Consider the following 19,046-nt stretch of genomic DNA (forward strand, 5'->3'; position numbering starts at 1 on the left):
TGTTGCATCAGTGTCAAAAGCCTTTAGTTACTTTACGGACGATTTTGAGGATCGCGCCCAAAGGAACCCGTGGTGTGCCTCCTACTTGCACTGCTCCATTTGGGCCGGAGGCGCACCGCCCAAGTGCGATCCGCCGCTCGCGAGCGTGACGTGTTCACCCTTGATGTACAGTCCGATGTTCTTGGCCTTGCCGCCCGATTCCTGCTTATACCAGTAGGTTCCGGCTCGGACGAGCCAGCAGTTTGTCACCAAGGTGGGGTATTCGTTCCGCTCGTTCGCCCAGTGTCCGCCCGCGCAGGAGGCCGGAGGCCCCGGGCTGTAGTTCGTGCCGGAGCGAGGGTCCATGCACGTACGGAATCCAGGGTCGAGTTTTCCGCCAACCTGCAGCGTCCACGAGGTCGGGGGCTTCGGCTTGGGTTTGCTGCCACTTGTGGCAGAGGCCGATGCGACGGCGCCGAATTCGCCCTTGGAGTTGGCCGCCCGCACCTTAATGCTGACAGACGCTTCGTAACCGGGGTTGACCGTTCGGCTGCCTGACGAGACCGAGACGTTCTCCCATCCCTTGCCCTCTACGTTGATCTGTAGCTTGGCTACGTCATGGCTGGCGGTGTTGGGTGGGCCCCAGTGCACGGTTACCTGCGGGCTGTTGGTCTCGCCGCTCTGGCCCGCTGCGGAAGCTGTTGCGTTCCCGGGCGCTCCGTACGGCGTCGCACTTGCGGATGCCGGGCTTGGCGCACTGGAGTAGCTCGCGCCGTCGCTGTTGGCCACCGAGGTGATGCGGACGTTAACGGCCTTGCCGTTGGTAAAGCCGCCCACCTGCTGCCCGTTCGAGATGGTCATGGTCCGGTTGTCGCTGAAGGTCGCCCGGTAGCTGATTTCGCCGGCCTGGGCGCCGTTGCGCTGTGCGGCGGTGAGCTCGTTGAAGGACACCGTCACCGACCGCCCAGCGCCGCCGGTCTGTGCTTCCTTCAAGGCAACACCCGTCGGTGCGTCTGGCGCGCCGACCGCCCGACGGGCGTTGGACTGCGCACTGGCCTCGCCCGAGCCGGCTTTGTTCCGTGCCGTAACCGAGTAGGTGTAGGCGGTTTCCGAGTTGGGTGCCGTCACCGTCTGCGAGGTCGCGTTCACCGCTGGGAAGGTCCGGTTCAGCTTCCCGGCCTGGTATTCGCGCACTGTGTAGTCAAGGATCTCGCCGCCGTTGTTGGACGGTGCTGCCCAGCTCACCTTCAGCTGGCTCTGGTCGCCCACGGACTTGACGCGCTCGGTAGCCGGCGCGGTAGGCGCGGCCGGTGGGCCGGCGGGTACCTCCGAAGCCGAGTAGGCGCTGAACTCGCTTGGCTCCGGCGCCCGGTTATGCGCCTGCACTCGGACTTCGTAGGCCTGGCCGTTTTCCAGCCCCTCCCACTTGTAGCTGGTCCCGGTTAGCCCCGTCTTCTGCAGCTGGCCGTTCGGCGGCGCCGGCGAAATTTCCAGCGTGTAGCTCTCGATCGCCGAGCCCTCGTTCTCCGGAGCGCTCCATGAGACGTTCAAGGACTTGTCGCCGAACTTCAGCTGCGGTGCGGCCGGCGTTGCAGGCCGCACGTCTGGCCGCGCGACAGCGGACTCGGCGGACGGATCGGACGTGCCCACGCTGTTCTCCGCCGTCACCGTAAAGGTGTATTCGACGTCGTTCTTCAAGCCGGTCAATGTACAGGTGGTGGTAGCGCACTGCTGGCTGAATCCCCCACCCGTGGCATTCACGGTGTACCCGGTGATCTGGTCGCCGTTGTCGCTCGGCGCCGTCCAGGACAGGACCACGCTTTGGTTGCGCACCGAATCAACCAGCGGCGTGCTGGGCGTTTCCGGGCGGCCCTTGACCACCAGCGAAATGTTCGCCGTGGCCTGCCGGCTGCCCTCGCGGGTTTTGTCCTCCACCGCGTATTCAACATTCATGGTCCCGGAGAAGTCCGAGCCGGGCGTCACGATGATCCGCTCGCCGTCGATCTCGGCGGTTCCGCCGTTGCCGGCAGCCGCGCTCACGATCGTTAGCGGCGTTTCCGGGAACGGATTGACGTCGTTGGCGAGCACGTCCACCGGCACCGCTTCGCCTTGCACCGCCTCCGGGACCTCGTCGTCGTTGGCCACGGGCAGCGGGCGAGTGGAGGCGGTCGCTGCCACCGTCACCCGGCTGGTCACCTTATCCGAGCGGCCGTCAGTGACGGAGAAATTGACGACGCCGGTGGCTCCCGTTGCGATGTCGGCCTCCGCCGCCACGCGCAGCACGCTGCCTTCAAGGCTGACGTCGAATCCTTCCGGCGTCCCGCCTTCGACGGCGAACTGCAGTTTTTCCAGATCCTCCGGGTTCGGGTCGGTGGCCAGTGGGCGCAGGTCGTAGCTCACGGCGTCTTCGCCCTTGGCCACCTCCAGCGTGCCGGTGGTCAGCTCCGGCGGGAAATTCCGGTCCTCGGCCGGAATCACCTTGGTCATGATGGTCAGCGTGGACTTGAGCCCCTCCGGGTCGTCGGGGCCCGAGCCGTCGGTCACCTCAAACGTGATCGAGCCACGGCCGGCGTAGTCGATGTCCGCCTTGTACCTGAGCGTGCTCTCGTCGCTCATCCAGTCGTCATCGCTGGTGCCGATGGCGCGGATGTTCTCCGCCTCGGTGATCCGCGGTGTGCGGCCGGGACGGACTTCCACCAGTTCGGTCAGGTCCAGTTGCAGTTCGTCACCCGCGGTCACGTCGTGCGGAGTGTTGTCCCGCAGCACCGGATACTGCTCGCCCAGCGGCGGCACCCAAATGACTGCGGTTGCCTGCAGCCCGTCCACGTCCCGGACGGTGTACGGGATCAGCTGCACGTCCTCGGTCAGTTCCACGTTGACCTGGCCGTCGGCGACCGTGCGCGCCGTCGGATAGGCGCCGTCCACGATCACTTCGAGGTCCTTGGCCACGCCGTCGGGGTCCTCGTCGTTTTCCAGCACCGGGACATCGACGGCGGTGCGGCCCTTGATGTCGGCCGATTCCACCCGGTCATCGCGAGCCAGCGGCGCCTGCAGCGGCGCATCCTCGCGCACCTGGGCCGTCACGGTACCCACGGCAGAGCCGCCGCGGCCGTCGCCCACCGTGTACCGCGCGTTGACCGTGCCTTCCTCGGTTGGCGTCGTCAGGTAGACGCGTCCGTCCTCGGCCCTGGCGGCAATCGACTCCGGCGAGCCGACGACCTTATTGGGGTCCAGGCGGAGCAGGTCACCGTCCGGATCCGAATCGTTCTTCAGCACGTCGACCGCGACCGTCCGGCCCGGCCGGATCTCGATCCCGTCGTCGAGCGCCACCGGGTTCTGGTTGTTCTCCTGTGCGGGGGCAATTCCCACCCGGACCGTGGCCGTGTTAACGGCGCCCAGCCGGTCCTTGACTTGGTAGGTGAATCGATCTGTCCCGGCGCCCTGTGCCGACGCCGTGTATTCGATGTAATTGGGCCCGGCCACGGCCGCGCCCTGTTCGGGCGCTTTGTGGACACCCGTCAGGTACACCGAGTCGCCGTCCGGGTCGATCCCGTTGAGCGGGATGGGGATCCTGACGGTGGAACCGGCGATGGCCCGGGCTTCCAGGCTCTTGGGAGCGGGCTGCGAATTCGATTCATCGTCGCGGGGGAGGATGTTGATCCGCAGCTGGGCCGAATCCTTTTGGCCGGCCCGGTCCGCCACTTCGTAAACCGCGTAGACCGTCTTGGCCTGCTGCCCGGCAATGAAACGCACGGTGTTCTCAGCCGTGAAGATGCGGCCATCGGCGGGATCCGGGGCCTCGGCGAGCTCATCTTCCAGCACCAGCGTGTGGCCGTTCGGATGCGTGTCGTTGGCCAGCACGTCCACAGTCACCACATCCCCCACACGCACGGTGGCGGTGTCGGCCTCGGCCTGGGGCGGCAGCGGCTTGTCCTCACCTTCCACGGAGATCACGCTGACCTCGCCGGTGGCCGAGGCGGTACCGTTGGAGACGGTGTAGCCGATGGTGGTTTGCTCATGCAGCCCCTTCACATCGGAGATGCGCAGGATGTTGTGGTCCAGCACTTCGACGGCGACCGGCGCGCCGTTCGCGTCCACCGAGGTGACCACCAAGACGCCGCCGGCCGGGTCGGCGTCGTTGGCCAGCACATCCACCAGCACTTGGCCGTTCTCCGGCAGCAGCGCCACGTCCCGCACCGCCACCGGAGCGCCGTCGTCGTTGTCCTCGGTCGCATCGATCCGGATCAGGCCGGTAGTGCTGGACGGGCCGTTGGTGACCAGATAGGTGAAGTAGTAGGTGCCTGTCTTCTCCGCCCTGAACTTGACCGTGCCGGCGTCATAGTCAGGGACGATCTCGGTACCGGCGACGGAGCCTGTCTTGGCCAGCCGCAGTTCCCCGCCGTTCGGATCCTGGTCGTTCTTCAGCGGGGCGATCTGGATTTCCTGCCCCACGGTCGCGGAAAAATGATCGGCGTTCGCCAGCGGCGGCAGCGCGCCGGGGGGGCGGACGTCGAAAACCACCACGCCGTCGGTCGTTTCGGAACCATCCGAAACCCTGACCGTCACGTCCTTCTTGCCGAAGGTCTTGCCCACGTCCTGGAAGGTCAGCAGCCCGTCGGGCCGCGTGCGGACCAGGTCGCCTTCTGCGCTGTTGTCTGCTCCCTCCAGGAACAAGTCGTCGCCATCCGGATCAATCCAGTCGCTGAGGATGTTCTGGCTGATTTCGCGGCCCTGTTCCACCAGGATGGTGGTCTTCCGCTTCGGTTCCGGCGGCAGGTTGCTGCCCTCGGCGCGGACGTCGATGGCCACCCGGGCGGTATCGGTGCCGCCGCGGCCGTCGTCGACCTCGTAGCCAAAGGTGTGCCGGCCGGGAGCCGCGTCCCCGTTGACCAGGATCTGCAGGCCGGTACTGTCGTAGATTCCTTGCACCTCGCCGATGCCCGGGCCGTCGCCGCGCAGGCGTGCGGTGAGTACATCGCCGTCGGGATCTGAATCATTGTCCAGAATGGTCAGCGTGGTGGTGCGGCCCGCCCGCACGCCGAACGTATCGTCCTGCGCCACCGGCGGCTGGTTTTCTTCGGTCCGGTCGGGCAGCGTGTTAACCGGGTTCTCGTCCGCCGAGTCCTCTTCGTCCTCTTCGTTCTCCTGCTCCGGCGGGATCAGGTCGCTCCAGTTGTCCACCAGTTGCATGTTTTCGAGCACCAGCCAGACATTGCCGGCGTTCAAATCGTTGAGGACCACCACATCCCGGTTCACCCGGAACACCAGCGACGCGTTCGCCCCGGTGCCCTGGATGGGCTGGGCGAGATCGTCGGCGTCGTTGCCGCAGTCCCGGAGGTAGTGGTTGATCCCTGCCCAGGCCGCGTGCAGGCAACCTGCCAGCTGGACCGGGGCTGCCGGCGTTCCGGTGCCTTCCATCGGCAGGATCTCGGCGTCGGAGCCGTTCAACGGCTGCTTGATCAGCGCCGATTCGGTGGCCACTGCCACAAACGGGCTCTCGTCGCCGCTTTGCTGCAACACTCCTCCGCGCGCGTCCGGCAACGTGACCTCGCGGCCGCCGGGCAGAACCAGCAGGCCGGCCTCGGCGTCGAACACCACAGATTTCTCGCCAACGGCGGCCATCTGCAGATCCCCGGCTTCGGCGAGCGTGTCCACCCGATCGGCGCCCGTACGTTCGGCTAAACCTTCATCATTGACTTCGTAGCGGACTACTTCGCCGGCATCCGGATCGGCAACGAAGACGGTGTCCTGCTTCGATACCGTGGCCACGCTGCCCTTGGCATCGGTCAGCAGCGGCTCCGCTGTCTCCTCATTGAACGACCCCAGCTCGCTGGCCGGGCTGATCCAGATCTGTCCCTTGACGGTATCGGTGATGGACAGCAGCTGATCGCCGAATGCCACCGCCGCGTTGCCCGGCAGTTGCTGCTCCGACCCGCGTTCCATCTGTGCCACGTCCACCGGGCTCAGCATGGCCTGGTCTTGGTTCTCCATGAACACCGTGCCGGCGCTCTGCATGACATCGAAGCCGTCACTGTTGGCCCGGAAACCGCCGTCCAGCACCTGGGACTGGTAGTTCAGGTGGCCGACCATGCCTTGGCTGTTGTTGGTGACCCACACGCCGCCGTCGTTCAGATCCACATCTGCGGTGGGGAAACCTTGGTAGTAGATGGCGCCGCCGACCACCAGGGCGGTCGCCACAGAGAAAGTTGTCGTCGATGCCAGCGTCTTGCGCCGCCGTGTCCGCCCCAACATTTTTCCCCGCAATGCCATTCTTCCCTTGTCAGCCCGCGCCGTTTCGCTGTGCCCCACCGCAGGCAACGACCCCGCCAGCAGGCACCGAAAGACGGCCCTTGGCATGCCAAGGACCCTTACCGACTATTGCACGTATAACCAAAGCGCGTAAACCCGACGCATGGGGAGAACTCCCCTCACGAAGCAATGTCAAGCACGACGGCGGTGCTTGCCGTTCCACCGCTGCCTGATCTTTCCTTGTGGTTCCCTTAGTCTTTCCCTGCTCATTCGCGGTCACTTTGGCGGAGGCGTGACGTCATTGGGGCGGAGGCCTGTCGTCGCTCCACTCAGGGCTTGGACGTACAACCGTTGACCAGTCCTACACAGGCAGCGCAGAGCGATAGTTGTCCATGCACGTGGGGTCCTTCCGAAAACCGTCAGACCCGGCTTATAGGCTGTTTTCAGTAGCAGTTCTGTACCAAATGTTGGCCGTCGGTTTTCCCGGTGGTGTCTGGCGGGCTTTGTTCCGTGACCGTTCGTAGTCGAAGCCGTGCCCCGCGGGCACGCTGAAGATTGAGACGCGTGAGAATGTTTGATCCGACAGCACCGCAACCTTCCGCCGCAGCTCCGGCTGACCCCGGCACCATGCCTGCGCCCGGCGCTGTCGGGCCTGCGATCGGCGTTCCCGGGCCGGCAGGATCTTCGGCCGTCAGCGGCGTGGGAGTTTCGTTGCCGCCGGTTGATCTTGAGGCGTCCGCGGCGGAGTTGGTGGACCAGCTCGCCGCCAGGGAGGATGCCAAGGACGCGATCGCCGCGGACCAGGCCAGGCTGATGGTCGCGTTGGAGCAGCGGATCCGGGCCGAGCGTGCCGCCGCCGGCGTCCCGGCTGCGCGGCGGGGTGAAGGGATCGCCAAGCAGGTCGGGTTGGCGCGTCGGGAGTCCCCGCACCGGGCGGCCCTGCTGCTGGGCCGGGCCAGGGTCCTGGTCAACCAGATGCCGCACACGCTCACGGCACTGCAGGCGGGGCAGTTGAATGAGTGGCGGGCGGCGATCCTGGTCCGGGAAACCGACTGCCTGAGCCCGGAGCACCGCGGCCGCGTGGACCGGGAACTGGCCGGGAACCCGGACCGTCTGCGCGGGATGGGGAACCGGCAGTTGGAGGCCGAGGCCAAACGGATCGCGTACCGGCTGGATCCGCGGGCGGTGGTGGGCCGGGCGGCGAAGGCCGAAGCGGACCGGCATGTCTCCTCCCGGCCGGAGCCGGATGTGATGGTCTCGGTCCGGACCCTGCTGCCGGTGGCCCAGGGGGTGGCGGTGATGGCCGCGCTGCATCAGGAAGCGGAGCGGCTGCGCAATGCCGGGGATCCCAGGAGCAGGGGCCAGATGATGGCCGATACCGTGTTCGAACGAGTCACCGGGCGGAGCACCGCCGACCCGGCCCGGCTGGAGGTGCAGCTGGTGATGACCGACCGGGCGCTGCTGCAGGGCGGGACCGAACCTGCCTGGCTGACCGGCTACGGCATCGTCCCGGCCCAGTACGCCCGCGACCTGATCCGCCTTCCACAGGACCCGCCAATCGAGCCCGCCGCCGCGCCCGGGAGCGCAGGTGCCGGCCGGAACCCGGCAAGCCAAAGCCCGCCAGGCCAGATCCCGCCCGGCCCGCCGGGCAGCGCCTTCGGGCAGAAGGCACCGCCGGCGGGGACCGAGCCGGGCTGGCAGACCGCCCGCGAACGGGCCCGGCAGGACAGGCTGCGGAACCTGAAAGTCGGCGGCGTAGAGGATGTCTGGATCCGGCGGCTGTATACCACGCCGGGGACCGGGCAGCTGCTGGGCATGGACTCGAAGGCCCGGAAGTTCCCGGACGGGATCCGGCGGATGGTGATGGCCCGGGACGCGTTCTGCACCGGCCCGTGGTGCGACGCGCCGATCCGGCACATCGACCACATCGTCGCCTACGCCGAGGGCGGGCCCACCAGCCTGGCCAACGGGCAGGGGCTGTGCGAGCGCTGCAACCAATCGAAGGAAGCCGACGGCTGGTCCGCCAAACCCGTCGATGCAACCGCACGCGCAGTGGAAACGACCACGCCGACCGGCCACACCTACACCTCCACCGCCCCACCCCTGCCCGGAACCACAGGCCACGCGCCGACACCCCAGGCCGAGCCTGCGGCCAGTCAGGCCAAGAAGGTATTGGTGCGCCGACGCAGGGTGCAGTTGGAGCGCGAGCGCATCAGGCGGCGCAAGCGTTTGGCGAGCCGAAGCTAGTCGACGATCAGTCCCTTGCCGGTGCCGTGTGCAACGGTGACCGGATTGACCTCGCCGAAGCCGCGGACGGTGCGGACTTTCTGCGGGATCAGCACGAACCGCTCGTCACCGGCGAGTGTCGACGCAGTAGTGGCATCGACCAGCACCGTCCCGGGCTCGGCGAGTGTGGTCAGCCGCGCGGCCAGATTGACCGTGGGGCCATAAATATCGCCGAGCCGGGAAAGCACCCTGCCCCACACCATGGCCACCCGCGCCGAGGGCAGCAAATCATCGTCGCCAATCGCTTTGGCCAAGGCCAGCGAGATTTCGGCCCCGGCCTGCGGCGAGGACGCAATGTAGAGGACTTCATCGCCGATCGTCTTCACCAGCCGTCCGCCGCCCACCGAAATAATCTCGGCACAACGGTTCTCGAAGCGCTGGACCAGTTGGGCGAGGGTCTTCTCGTTCATCTGGCGGGACAGGCTGGTATAGGAAACCAGGTCCGCGAAGCCCACGGCCCGCAACAAGGGCAGCGAGTCCTCGTCGTCCGCGCCGGTGCCGGCCCCCAGCCCGGCCTCGGCCCGCACGGTCAGGCGGGCCACCCCGGCATTGAGCTGGCGGCGGTAGGAGTAGACCAGGACCTTCTCCAAGGAGTCGATCAGGTTCGGCAGCTCATGAACCAGCCGCTGGCGAGCCTGGGCATCGGTGAGGCCCCGCTGGTGCACCATCTCTTCCACCAGGGCCTCGACCTGCCAGACCACCATGCGGTCGGTCATCTGTCCCACAGACCGGGTGATCGAAATGGCCGCGTCCTCGGTCAGGCGCTCCTCGCGGACCAAGTCGATGATGGTGGTCAGCGCGTCCAGGTCTGCCTGGGTGAACGCGAGATCCTCATCTCCGAGGTTGGCGAATCCCAAGGCGCGCCAGATCTTTCGGGCCGACAACAGGGATACGCCGGCACCGGCTGCAACTTCGCGGCGCTTCATGGTCCGTTCCGAGCCGAGCAGCCGGACTTCAAGGTCCTTGATGGCCTGCCGGTCCACCTTCCCATTGGAGCCGCCGGCGGGAGCGGTCTGGGCGGGCAACGGCACGCGGGGCATGGACAACGTCAACGGCTCGGGTTCGCCGGCCGGGTGTCCCCCGGTGGTCCGTATGTCTTCCGCTACCGGCTCGGCTTCCAGAATGGGTTCCGGGTCCTCCGGGCGGGTCTCTTCCAGCTCTTCGTCCGGCTCGTCCGCGGCCGGCGGCGGTACTTCGCGGCGCAACAGTTGGGGCAGCTCGGGATCACGCGGCACCGGTAGCCGGCGCGGTTCATCCTGCGCGCTGCTGATGTCCATCCTGTGCATCCTCCTCTGTCAGCTGTCCCAGCTGTTCCACTCGGTCTCTGTTTCCATGTCTACACCATCAAACATGGCGGTGCGCGGCAGCTGCTCAATGGCCTCCACCACCAAAGCCCTGAACCGGAAGACCTCCGGTACGTCAACTATCCGACTGGTCCGCCCATGCCCCAGGTCGATGGTGAGGTTGCCGCTGCGCAGCGTCCGCTGCATGATCGACTGCTCAGTGTGCAGCTCGGCAATGGCCGCCAGCAGCAGCTGGCGCTCATGCCGCCGGCCCATGCCCCGGCGGACGATGAGCCGCTTGCTGGTGAGCAGGTACCGGGTACTCATCCACCGCAGCAGCGGCAAGAGGAACAGGCGTGACAGCAGCGCCGCCACTACCACGGCCAGTCCGGCGAGCAGCAGCGGGCGCCACTCGACAATCCAGTCCGGCGGGTTGGAGCTGCTCAGGTTCGCCAGCAGGTAGAAGCCAGCACCGAGCACCAGCATCCCAGCCGCCACCGGCACAGTCAGTTTCCGGGCCTGCGGCCGCGTCATGACAATGACGCGTTCCCCCGGATCCAGTTTCAACCGCAACGCGGCTCCCGGATCCGGCAAGGGGTCCAGGTCAACTCACGGGCCTTCGTGCGGCCGCAGATGCACGACGTCACCGGCCGCCACAACATGTTCGGTGCCTTCGGCATCACGGATCTTGACGGCCCCGTAAGCGTCAAGGCCGAAAGCCTCGCCGATGATCTGCTGGCCGTCCGGAAGCTCGGCCCGCACCTGCTGTCCCAGCGTGACCATGACATCGCGCATCCGTGCGAGGAGGCTGGACCCGTCGTTCCATTCAGCTGCCGGATCACCGTTAACATCGCAGAATTGCCGGTAGCGCTTTGCGAAGATCCGCACATAGGACATCAGCAGAATGTTCCGGTCCGTTGTCTGCCCCTTTTCCAGCGCAACGCTGGTGGCGGTGGGAACAGGAAGCTCATCCCGGGAGAGGGTGACGTTTAGGCCAGTGCCCAGCACGACGGCGGGGGGCGAGCCGTCCGGGTAGTTGACGACTTGGGCCAAGATGCCGGCGATCTTTCGCCCGGAGACCAGCACGTCGTTGGGCCATTTGACCTCTGCCTTGAGCTGCGCGTACTCGCCTAGCGCCTCCGCCAGCGACGCCGCAGCCAAGAGCGAGAACCAGGCGTAGCTCTGGGTAGGCACCGGGTTGCCGGCGCGGTTGAAGGGTCGCAGCAGGATGCTCACGATCACCGATGAGCGGGCCGGGGCAGTCCATTGGCGTTCGAGTCGGCCGCGGCCGGCCGTTTGCTCCTCGGCGATCAGGATGCTCAGGTCCGACCAGCCCACCTTGTCAGCTACCGCCCAAGCGGCCAGATCGGTATTGGTGGAGCCGGTGGATTCCACCAGTTCAAGCTTCCGGTACGGACCCAAGGGGGCACAGAGAGCGTCGCTGAGACCGTCAAAGTCCAGGGCGGGTCGGTCGACGTCGGAAAAACTCTGGCTCATGTGTTCCATCCTACTGATCGCAGGCAGCTGAGGGGCGGCGGCGCGGGCCGCGTTCCCTTCGGTCTCCTGCTGGTACCGGTTGAACGCAAGTGGTGGCCAAAAGCAGCGGCGGCGAAATTGTAGGGTTCCTACAGCAGGCGTCCCGCCGCTGCTCACTAGACTTGGTTCAGCGACGCGCCTGTGCTCCGCTGTTTTGTACGAAACCTACTTAATTGCCTGCAGGCCGCCAGCGTCCGACACCCTCGGCAGAATCCGGAGATTTCATGAGCCTCGATCAAGACCTTGACCTGCAGACCACTGCAGGCAAGATTGCGGACTTCCGCCGCCGCCAGGCGGAGTCCCTGCAGCCCTCCGGCGCCGAGGCGATCGAGAAGCAACATGCCCGTGGCAAGAACACCGCCCGGGAACGGATCGAACTGCTGGTCGACGAAGGTTCCTTCGTCGAATTCGACGCCTTGGCAACGCACCGGTCCACTGCCTTCGGGATGGAGAAAAAGAAGCCGCTCGGCGACGGCGTTGTCTCCGGTTACGGCACCGTCGATGGACGCCTGGTGGGGGTGTACAGCCAGGACTTCTCGGTTTATGGCGGATCGCTGTCGCAGGTCAACGGCGAGAAGATCGTCAAGGTGCAGGAATTCGCCCTGCGTAATGGCTGCCCCGTGATCGGCATCAACGACGGTGGCGGCGCCCGCATCCAGGAAGGCGTGGCCTCGCTGGCCATGTTCGCGGACATCTTCCGCAACAACGTTGCCGCGTCCGGCGTCGTGCCCCAGATATCGCTGATCATGGGGCCGTGCGCGGGCGGCGCCGCCTACTCCCCCGCCCTGACGGATTTTGTGGTGATGGTGGACAAGACCAGCCACATGTTCATCACCGGGCCTGACGTGATTAAGACCGTCACCGGCGAAGAAGTGGACATGGAGACTCTGGGCGGAGCACGCCAGCACAATGCCACCACCGGCACCGCGACCTACCTGGCCGCCGACGAGTCCGATGCCATCGAATTCGTTCGCGAACTGCTGGAGTTCCTCCCCTCGAACAACCTGGCCGAGGCCCCGCCGCTCGAATTCGATGAAGTACTCGAGATCACCGACGACGACCTGACCTTGGATGAGCTGATTCCGGACTCGGCCAACCAGCCCTACGACATGCGGACCGTGATCGAGCACGTCGTCGACGACGGCAACTTCCTGGAGATGCAGTCCCTGTACGCACCGAACGTGATCATTGGCTACGGCCGCGTCGAAGGGCACACGGTCGGCATCGTCGCTAACCAGCCCATGCAGTTTGCCGGCACGTTGGACATCAACGCCTCGGAAAAGGCGGCCCGGTTCGTCCGCCACTGCGACGCCTTCAATGTCCCCATCCTCACCTTGGTGGATGTGCCCGGCTTCCTGCCCGGCAAGGACCAGGAGTTCAACGGCATCATCCGGCGTGGAGCCAAGCTGCTCTACGCCTACGCCGAGGCCACCGTGCCCAAGCTGACCGTTATCACCCGCAAGGCCTACGGCGGGGCGTACATTGTGATGGGTTCCAAGAAGCTCGGTGCCGACCTGAACCTGGCCTGGCCCACGGCGCAGATCGGGGTGATGGGTGCCCAGGGCGCCGTCAATATCCTCTACCGCCGCGACCTTGCGGCCGTGGCTGCGGATGGCGGCGACGTCGAGGCCCGCCGGCAGGAGATCATTGCGCAGTACGAGGAAGAGCTGCTCAACCCTTACCAGGCTGCCGAACTCGGCTATGTCGACGCCGTGATAGCGCCGTCGGACACCCGCCTCCAAGTGGTCCGCGGGCTGCGCGCACTGCGCGACAAACGGGCCACCATGCCGCACAAGAAGCACGGGAACATTCCGCTATGAGCACTCGGCCAGAAACCGCAGCTACCGCACCCGCATCCGATCCAGCCGGACTCCAGCTCGGCGACGATGCAGTGCGGCTGCCACCCCTGCTGACGGTGACCAAGGGCAACCCGACGCGGGAGGAACTCGCAGCCCTGACCGCCGTCGTTGCCGCCCTGCAGTCCTCTGGGCAGGCGGGCACTCCGTCGCGCCGGGCCCGGCGCCCCCGCCGGCCGCTGCTGAGGCCGTTCGTCTCGCATGGACCCGGAGCCTGGCGGCACACTTTCCGTTAGATCATTCCGACGGCGGGGTGGCTCAGCGCGGATCCATCACGGTGCCGAGGAAGAGCGGAAAACCTGTGGGCAAGTGGATGATTTGGTAAAGGAAGGGCCGGTCGAACGAAAGCTCGATGTCGGGCTCCGGCGGCAACGAACCGGACAGCACATCCAGTTCGGTCACGGCGGCGGCGATGGTTCCCTTTTCGCCGACCGTGATGTTGGCCTGCTGGGCCGCCCCGGTCACCGAGGCGTACGGCTGGATGGCCTCCAGGTCCGGCGCCGGGCCAAAAGTCTCGCCGAGTCCGAGCCCGCGCAGGATCGGCAACAGGTCCTGCCGGTGCGTGTGGTTCCAGCGGGGCAGCTCGAGAACGACCATGGCCTCGTCGGCGCCATCCATCACCGTCGCCACTTCCGCCAGTCCGGCCTGGTCCATGACCGGTGTGCCGCCGTCGGGCAGGATGAGCCGCATGACGAACCCGTCGGCATAGGGCAGGTCCATGCCTTGCCAGCCCTTCCCGCGGGCGTACCAGGCCTGGACCAGGTTGCCCATCATGGGTACGGAAACCCGCTCCCCCGACGCGGTGGTGAAATCTGCGTCCTCGGTAGCCGACGGGTCAAACGGCTGCTCCCAGGCAGCCGCGAAGTACACCGCGTTGAGCAGGGTCAGCGTGTTGTCGGGGCTAAAACTGCCCGGAGCTTCGGTGATCCGGCCGCCGGTGTGGTGGTCCACCCATGCGTCCATGGCCTCTTTCGTCGACGGATCGGAATAGTCCAACGGGTAGACGCCGGAACCGTAATGCTCCGCCAGAATGCGCAGGTAGCCCTCGCCGGTCGGCGTCTGTGCGTCCACGAAGACCCCGTTCGCCAGATGCATCAGCGGCCGGCTGGGCGGCTCATCCTCATCGACTGAGCCGGGGTCGCCGTCGAATTCTTCCCACCGGGCCAGCAGGGAGTTCAAGGCAGCGTCCAGATTCTGCTCCGGCAAACCTAAAACTCTGTCCATCTCGTCGGCGGTAGTGCTGCCGGCGCCGGCACGGAGCATCGCCACGGCGTAGAGCAGACTCGCCGGGGCCGTCACCTGGTTCCGCTCCGGGGCAGCCGCGAGCATGGCTGCCCCCAGCCTGAAGGCGGATCTCCGCAATGCGTCGATTTCCGCCGGAAACTCGCCCGCCGCGTCAGCCCGGGCCACCCCCTCCGCCGTCAGCAGTTCGGGAGGCGCCGCGCAGCCGCCGAGCATAACGACCGGCGCCAGCCCCAAAGCGGCAAGCGCCGCCGTCGTCCTTCTTCGCACCATGTTCTCCTGACCGTTGACCCCAACCTAGGCGTTGGCGGGGATCAGTGCCAGATGCCGCTGGCTACGATCCGATGACAACTGGAGTCAGACCGTGATTCGAGGGGCTAAAAAGACCGCCACCGCAGCGTTACGTGGCCCAAGGCAACTGGTTGCCGGTAGGCTCTCGGTGTGACTGAGCAGACATCTGAACTGACCAAGACCCCGGAACCCGGGCGCATTCCGTCCGCCATCGACGCCGTGGCGGACGCCTACACAGCAGCCCTGTTGGAGCTGGATCCATCGCTGGCAACCTCGCTGGGCATCCCCGGACACGAGACCGAGTATCCCGACTTCTCGCCGGCCGGCGCGGAGGCCTTCGCCGAGGTCACCCGGGAAGCCCTGCGGCGGCTGGAGGATCTGGAACCCACCGACGACGTGGACCGGGTCACGCTGGACGCGATGCACGAGCGGCTGGGCCTCGAACTGGAAATCCACGAGACCGGCTGGAATCTGGCCGACCTGAACAACATCGCCTCGCCGGCCCAGGACATCCGCGCCATCTTCGACCTGATGCCCACCCGGACCGTCGAGGACTGGAACAACATTGCCGGCCGGATGGCCCACGTCCCCGATGCGATCGCCGGCTATGTATCCTCCCTCCGCGAAGCCAAGGACCGCGGGCTGGTCGCTGCCAAGCGGCAAGTGCGCATTGTCATGGAGCAAACCGGAGCGTATGCGGCCGAGGACGGCTTCTTCCGGACCCTGGCCGGGCAGGCTGCGGCCGAAGAGGGCGAGCTGTCCCAGGATCTGCGCGACAGGCTGGCGGCGGCCGCCGAAGCCGCGGCCACTGCCTACGGCCAGCTTGCGGCCGTGCTGGAAACCGAGGTGTTGCCGGCCGCGCCGGAGAAGGACGCCGTTGGCCGGGAACGCTACGCACTGATGTCGCGCCGGTTCCTGGGTTCCGCGGTGGATCTGGAGGACACCTACGCCTGGGGCGTGGCGGAGCTGGACAGGATCATCGCGGAACAGGAAGCCGTCGCCGAGCAGATCCGGCCCGGCGCCGGCATCGAAGAAGCGATGGAACTGCTGGATGCTGACCCGAAGCGGCAGTTGCACGGCACGGATGAACTGCAGGCCTGGATGCAGGACCTGTCCGACAAGGCCGTGGACGAACTGTCCGGACACTTCGACATCTACGAGCCGATGCGCCGGCTGGAGTGCATGATCGCGCCGACGCATGAAGGCGGCATCTACTACACCGGCCCCAGCGATGACTTTGCCCGGCCCGGCCGCATGTGGTGGTCCGTACCGGAAGGCGAGGACAGCTTCACCACCTGGAAAGAGGCCACCACGGTCTACCATGAGGGCGTTCCCGGCCACCACCTCCAGATTGCGACGGCGACCTACCGCCGCGAGCTGTTGAACAACTGGCGGCGGAACATCTGCTGGGTCTCCGGCCACGGCGAAGGCTGGGCCCTGTATGCCGAACGACTGATGGACGAGCTGGGCTACCTGGCCGACCCGGGCGACCGGATGGGAATGCTCGACGCACAGCGGATGCGCGCGGCCCGCGTGGTGTTCGACATCGGAGTCCATCTGGAGCTGGAAGTCCCCGAACGCTGGGGTTCCGGAACCTGGACTCCGGAGAAGGGCTACGAGTTCCTGCGCCGGAACATTGCGATCAGCAAGGGCCAACTGGACTTTGAGTTCACCCGTTACCTGGGCTGGCCGGGCCAGGCCCCGTCCTACAAGCTGGGCCAGAAGCTCTGGGAGGAGATCCGCGACGAGCGCCGGCGCCGTGAAGGTGCTGCGTTCGACATCAAGGCATTCCACAGCCAGGCGCTGAACATCGGCTCGGTCGGGCTGGATACGCTGCGGCGCGCGCTGCTGGGCGACGAACCGGTTCCAACAGACAGCTGACCTAACCACTCAACCTGTGCGGGCAAACAGGAGGGCCGATGCATCCCCCAACGGTGCACCGGCCCTTTCCTGTGCCGGGTCCCTTCTGCCCGTTCGGGGCATACTCTCCGGCGGGAGCAAGCTCCCGCCCCAAATCGTACGGTCAGGCAACCGGCTCGGGGAGAACCGCGGCAGTTCTTTACGTTCAGATCACAGGGCGGAAACACGCTAAGCAAGGTTGGCTTTCCGGCAGCGGATAGGCTTGGTCGGGTGACCGACCTTCGCCTGATCCTCGCCTCTGCGTCCCCCGCCCGCACCAAACTCCTGACCGAAGCCGGCATCACGCACCAGGTCCTGGTCTCGGAGGTGGACGAGGACGCTGTCACGGCCAGCTACGGGGTCACCGACCCGCATGACACGGCCCTGCTGCTGGCGCGGGCCAAGGCCGAAGCGGTGGCGGCCCTTCCCGAGGCCGACGGCGCCCTGGTGCTCGGCTGCGACTCGGTGTTTGAACTAGACGGCGACCCGTACGGCAAACCGTACGAGCCGGGAGTCGCCCGGGAACGACTGCGCAAGATGAGCGGCCGGCACGGCGTGCTGCACACCGGCCACTGGCTGGTGGACTGCCGCACCACCGCCTTTGACTCCGAAGACCAAGACAACGACGACGCCGGATCGGGTGCCACCGTGGGCGCGGTCGCCTCAGCAGCGGTGCATTTTGCCCAGCTTTCCGACGCCGAGATCGACGCCTACGTGGCCACCGGCGAACCCCTCCACGTTGCCGGTTCTTTCACCATCGACTCGCTGGGCGGGGCCTTCATCGAGCGGGTCGACGGCGACCCGCATGCCGTCGTCGGACTGTCGGTCTCCACCCTCCGGCGACTGCTGGGTAGCGCGAATGTCCAGATCACCGACCTATGGCACCAATAGGCCCACGCCATTCTTTAATCAGTGGCCGCCTTTATGACCTCAAAATCATGTTGTTTAACCGTTTCATCATTTTTTCCCTAATTCTGCTAGCAGAGCATTAGTTCGCCCGAAACAACTGCAAAAGGCTCGCCTATATTCGTTCTTGTCTGACGTCATCAGACTGGGGGGATCTAGTTTGGCGCCGTCAGCAGAGTGCCCCTCATCGCACACGAGTTGGGGTACTTCATGTTTCACTCACGGCCTCCAAGCCGGCTAAGTCTCAGATATGTCTTTGCGGTCCTGCTGGCAGCGTTGCTCTCCTTAGGAACCCTTCCGGCTATTGCTGCCGAAATCGGTTCGATCGAGGGCACCGTGACAGTTCCGGAAGGGCATTCGCCGGCCTCTGTCACGGTGCGCGCGTTCACCGCTTCCGACCACGAAGTCACCGCAGCTACGAAGGTGGCCGACGACGGCCGCTACGTCCTGACAAACCTGGTCTCGGGCGACTACAAGCTTGAGTACGTGAGCAGCGACGAAGAAGTCGCCGCAGCTTGGCACGGAAACTCTGCGACATTCGACAGCGCAGCCCCGATCACACTGGGGGCGGAGGCCTTGACCGGCGTCGACGTCTCCTTGACTCTCAAGCCATCCGGCACTGATGCTGAAACGAAAGACAGCGCCACTGCGGCCGATGCAGAAGCCACGGCTCCGTCCGCCCCAGCGACTGAGCTGGACGAGCAAGCGGGGATCAACCCCGAATCTAAGGTGAAGGAAAAGACCGAACCGGCGAGGCCAGACACAAAGCGCGAGGCCACAAGCTCGAAGGATGAGGCTGCAAGCTCGAAGAGAGCCGCAATAGCACCCTCACTTGCTGCATCGGCTACTGCCACCATCTCCGGGACCATTGTTGTTCCCGACGGCACCAGCTTCAGCGGAGTAGAGGTTCGGGCGTACACCGACGACCCATGGAACTACGTAACCTCTACCTCGGTGGGAGAAGACGGTACTTACAGCCTCGAAGAATTGACAGCCGGCGACTACAAACTGGAATTCTCCGCTGGCGATTCCGGCGCGCTCTCAGAGTGGTTCGACGGTGCCCACTCCTTCGAAGATGCGCAAAACCTGAAACTCGGCGACGGCCAAGACCGTACCAACGTCAACGCCGAACTCGCCAAAGCCGCCAGCATCTCCGGAACTGTCGGGCTGCCGGAAGGCTTTGACTCCACCCGGGTCAGCGCTATCGTTTACCACGCCGACTACAACTGGGCCAGTTCCGCACAGCTCAAAGAGGACGGCACCTACACGGTTTTTGGCCTGGCAGCCGGTCAGTACAAGATTCAGTTCTCCGCCGGCGATTCCGGCGCGCTCTCACAGTGGTTCGACGGCGCCCAATCCTTCGAGGACGCCCAAATCCTGAAACTCGGCGACGGCGAAGACCGCACCGCCATCAACGCCGATCTCGCCAAAGCCGCCAGCATCTCCGGAACGGTATCTCTACCGGAAGGCGTCGACCCCACCTGGATCGAGGCCACCGTCTACGATACGGACTACGACT

General features: G+C 65.9%; 11 protein-coding genes. 6 read left to right on the forward strand and 5 right to left on the reverse strand.

All coding sequences use genetic code 11. From position 1 onward, the window contains the following. Window positions 1–81: 81 nt before the first annotated feature. Window positions 82–6,177: an Ig-like domain-containing protein gene (locus AC5RW2_RS29885; protein ID WP_493963958.1), complete on the reverse strand. Its 6,096-nt coding sequence runs from the start codon at window positions 6,175–6,177 to the stop codon at window positions 82–84. A 762-nt stretch (window positions 6,178–6,939) separates the two neighbouring features. Here AC5RW2_RS29885 and AC5RW2_RS29890 point away from each other — a divergent pair. Continuing rightward, a complete protein-coding gene (locus tag AC5RW2_RS29890) occupies window positions 6,940–8,475 on the forward strand; it encodes an HNH endonuclease (RefSeq protein ID WP_494074814.1) in 1,536 nt (511 codons plus the stop codon). On the opposite strand, the gene AC5RW2_RS29895 is transcribed toward AC5RW2_RS29890, so the two are convergent. The 3 genes from AC5RW2_RS29895 to AC5RW2_RS29905 all read right to left on the reverse strand — a co-directional run bounded on the left by AC5RW2_RS29895 (window position 8,472) and on the right by AC5RW2_RS29905 (window position 11,294). Further along, window positions 8,472–9,554 (reverse strand): adenylate/guanylate cyclase domain-containing protein, encoded by a 1,083-nt coding sequence (locus AC5RW2_RS29895; protein WP_493951194.1) that lies wholly within the window; start codon window positions 9,552–9,554, stop codon window positions 8,472–8,474. The two genes, AC5RW2_RS29890 and AC5RW2_RS29895, sit on opposite strands and share 4 nt — an antisense overlap. A 255-nt stretch (window positions 9,555–9,809) precedes the next feature. Further along, the gene (locus AC5RW2_RS29900) at window positions 9,810–10,370 is read right to left on the reverse strand and encodes a PH domain-containing protein (protein ID WP_493963957.1); all 561 of its coding nucleotides are present in this window, start codon (window positions 10,368–10,370) and stop codon (window positions 9,810–9,812) included. A 36-nt stretch (window positions 10,371–10,406) separates the two neighbouring features. Beyond that, window positions 10,407–11,294 (reverse strand): biotin--[acetyl-CoA-carboxylase] ligase, encoded by an 888-nt coding sequence (locus tag AC5RW2_RS29905; RefSeq protein ID WP_493950715.1) that lies wholly within the window; start codon window positions 11,292–11,294, stop codon window positions 10,407–10,409. A gap of 263 nt (window positions 11,295–11,557) precedes the next feature. Between AC5RW2_RS29905 and AC5RW2_RS29910 the strand changes: the two genes are divergently transcribed. Both AC5RW2_RS29910 and AC5RW2_RS29915 read left to right on the forward strand, forming a co-directional pair. Beyond that, on the forward strand, window positions 11,558–13,153 hold the full coding sequence (locus AC5RW2_RS29910; protein WP_493941234.1) for an acyl-CoA carboxylase subunit beta: 1,596 nt from the start codon (window positions 11,558–11,560) through the stop codon (window positions 13,151–13,153). After that, window positions 13,150–13,425 carry an acyl-CoA carboxylase epsilon subunit gene (locus AC5RW2_RS29915; RefSeq protein ID WP_493963956.1) on the forward strand — a complete coding sequence of 92 codons (276 nt, stop codon included), beginning with the start codon at window positions 13,150–13,152 and terminating at the stop codon, window positions 13,423–13,425. Before AC5RW2_RS29910 ends, AC5RW2_RS29915 begins: the two co-directional genes overlap by 4 nt. A 22-nt stretch (window positions 13,426–13,447) precedes the next feature. On the opposite strand, the gene AC5RW2_RS29920 is transcribed toward AC5RW2_RS29915, so the two are convergent. Further along, on the reverse strand, window positions 13,448–14,704 hold the full coding sequence (locus AC5RW2_RS29920; RefSeq protein ID WP_493963955.1) for a serpin family protein: 1,257 nt from the start codon (window positions 14,702–14,704) through the stop codon (window positions 13,448–13,450). A gap of 168 nt (window positions 14,705–14,872) precedes the next feature. On the opposite strand from AC5RW2_RS29920, the gene AC5RW2_RS29925 reads away from it, so the two are divergent. From AC5RW2_RS29925 to AC5RW2_RS29935, 3 genes are all read left to right on the forward strand, one after another. After that, window positions 14,873–16,603 (forward strand): DUF885 domain-containing protein, encoded by a 1,731-nt coding sequence (locus AC5RW2_RS29925; protein ID WP_493963954.1) that lies wholly within the window; start codon window positions 14,873–14,875, stop codon window positions 16,601–16,603. 249 nt (window positions 16,604–16,852) lie between these two features. Then, a complete protein-coding gene (locus AC5RW2_RS29930; RefSeq protein ID WP_493963953.1) occupies window positions 16,853–17,512 on the forward strand; it encodes a Maf family protein in 660 nt (219 codons plus the stop codon). Between the two features lie 192 nt (window positions 17,513–17,704). Then, on the forward strand, window positions 17,705–19,046 hold a 1,342-nt coding region (locus AC5RW2_RS29935), incomplete at its 3' end, for a carboxypeptidase regulatory-like domain-containing protein (RefSeq protein ID WP_494074815.1).

This window comes from Arthrobacter sp. B0316-1-20, from assembly GCF_059091865.1.

What these genes read in the sequence shown, in the direction of transcription:
- AC5RW2_RS29895 (WP_493951194.1), bottom strand. Translation starts at nt 9,554, where the DNA reads ATGCCCCGCGTGCCGTTGCCCGCCCAGACCGCTCCCGCCGGCGGCTCC.
- AC5RW2_RS29905 (WP_493950715.1), bottom strand. Translation starts at nt 11,294, where the DNA reads ATGAGCCAGAGTTTTTCCGACGTCGACCGACCCGCCCTGGACTTTGAC.
- AC5RW2_RS29910 (WP_493941234.1), top strand. Translation starts at nt 11,558, where the DNA reads ATGAGCCTCGATCAAGACCTTGACCTGCAGACCACTGCAGGCAAGATT.
- AC5RW2_RS29915 (WP_493963956.1), top strand. Translation starts at nt 13,150, where the DNA reads ATGAGCACTCGGCCAGAAACCGCAGCTACCGCACCCGCATCCGATCCA.
- AC5RW2_RS29920 (WP_493963955.1), bottom strand. Translation starts at nt 14,704, where the DNA reads ATGGTGCGAAGAAGGACGACGGCGGCGCTTGCCGCTTTGGGGCTGGCG.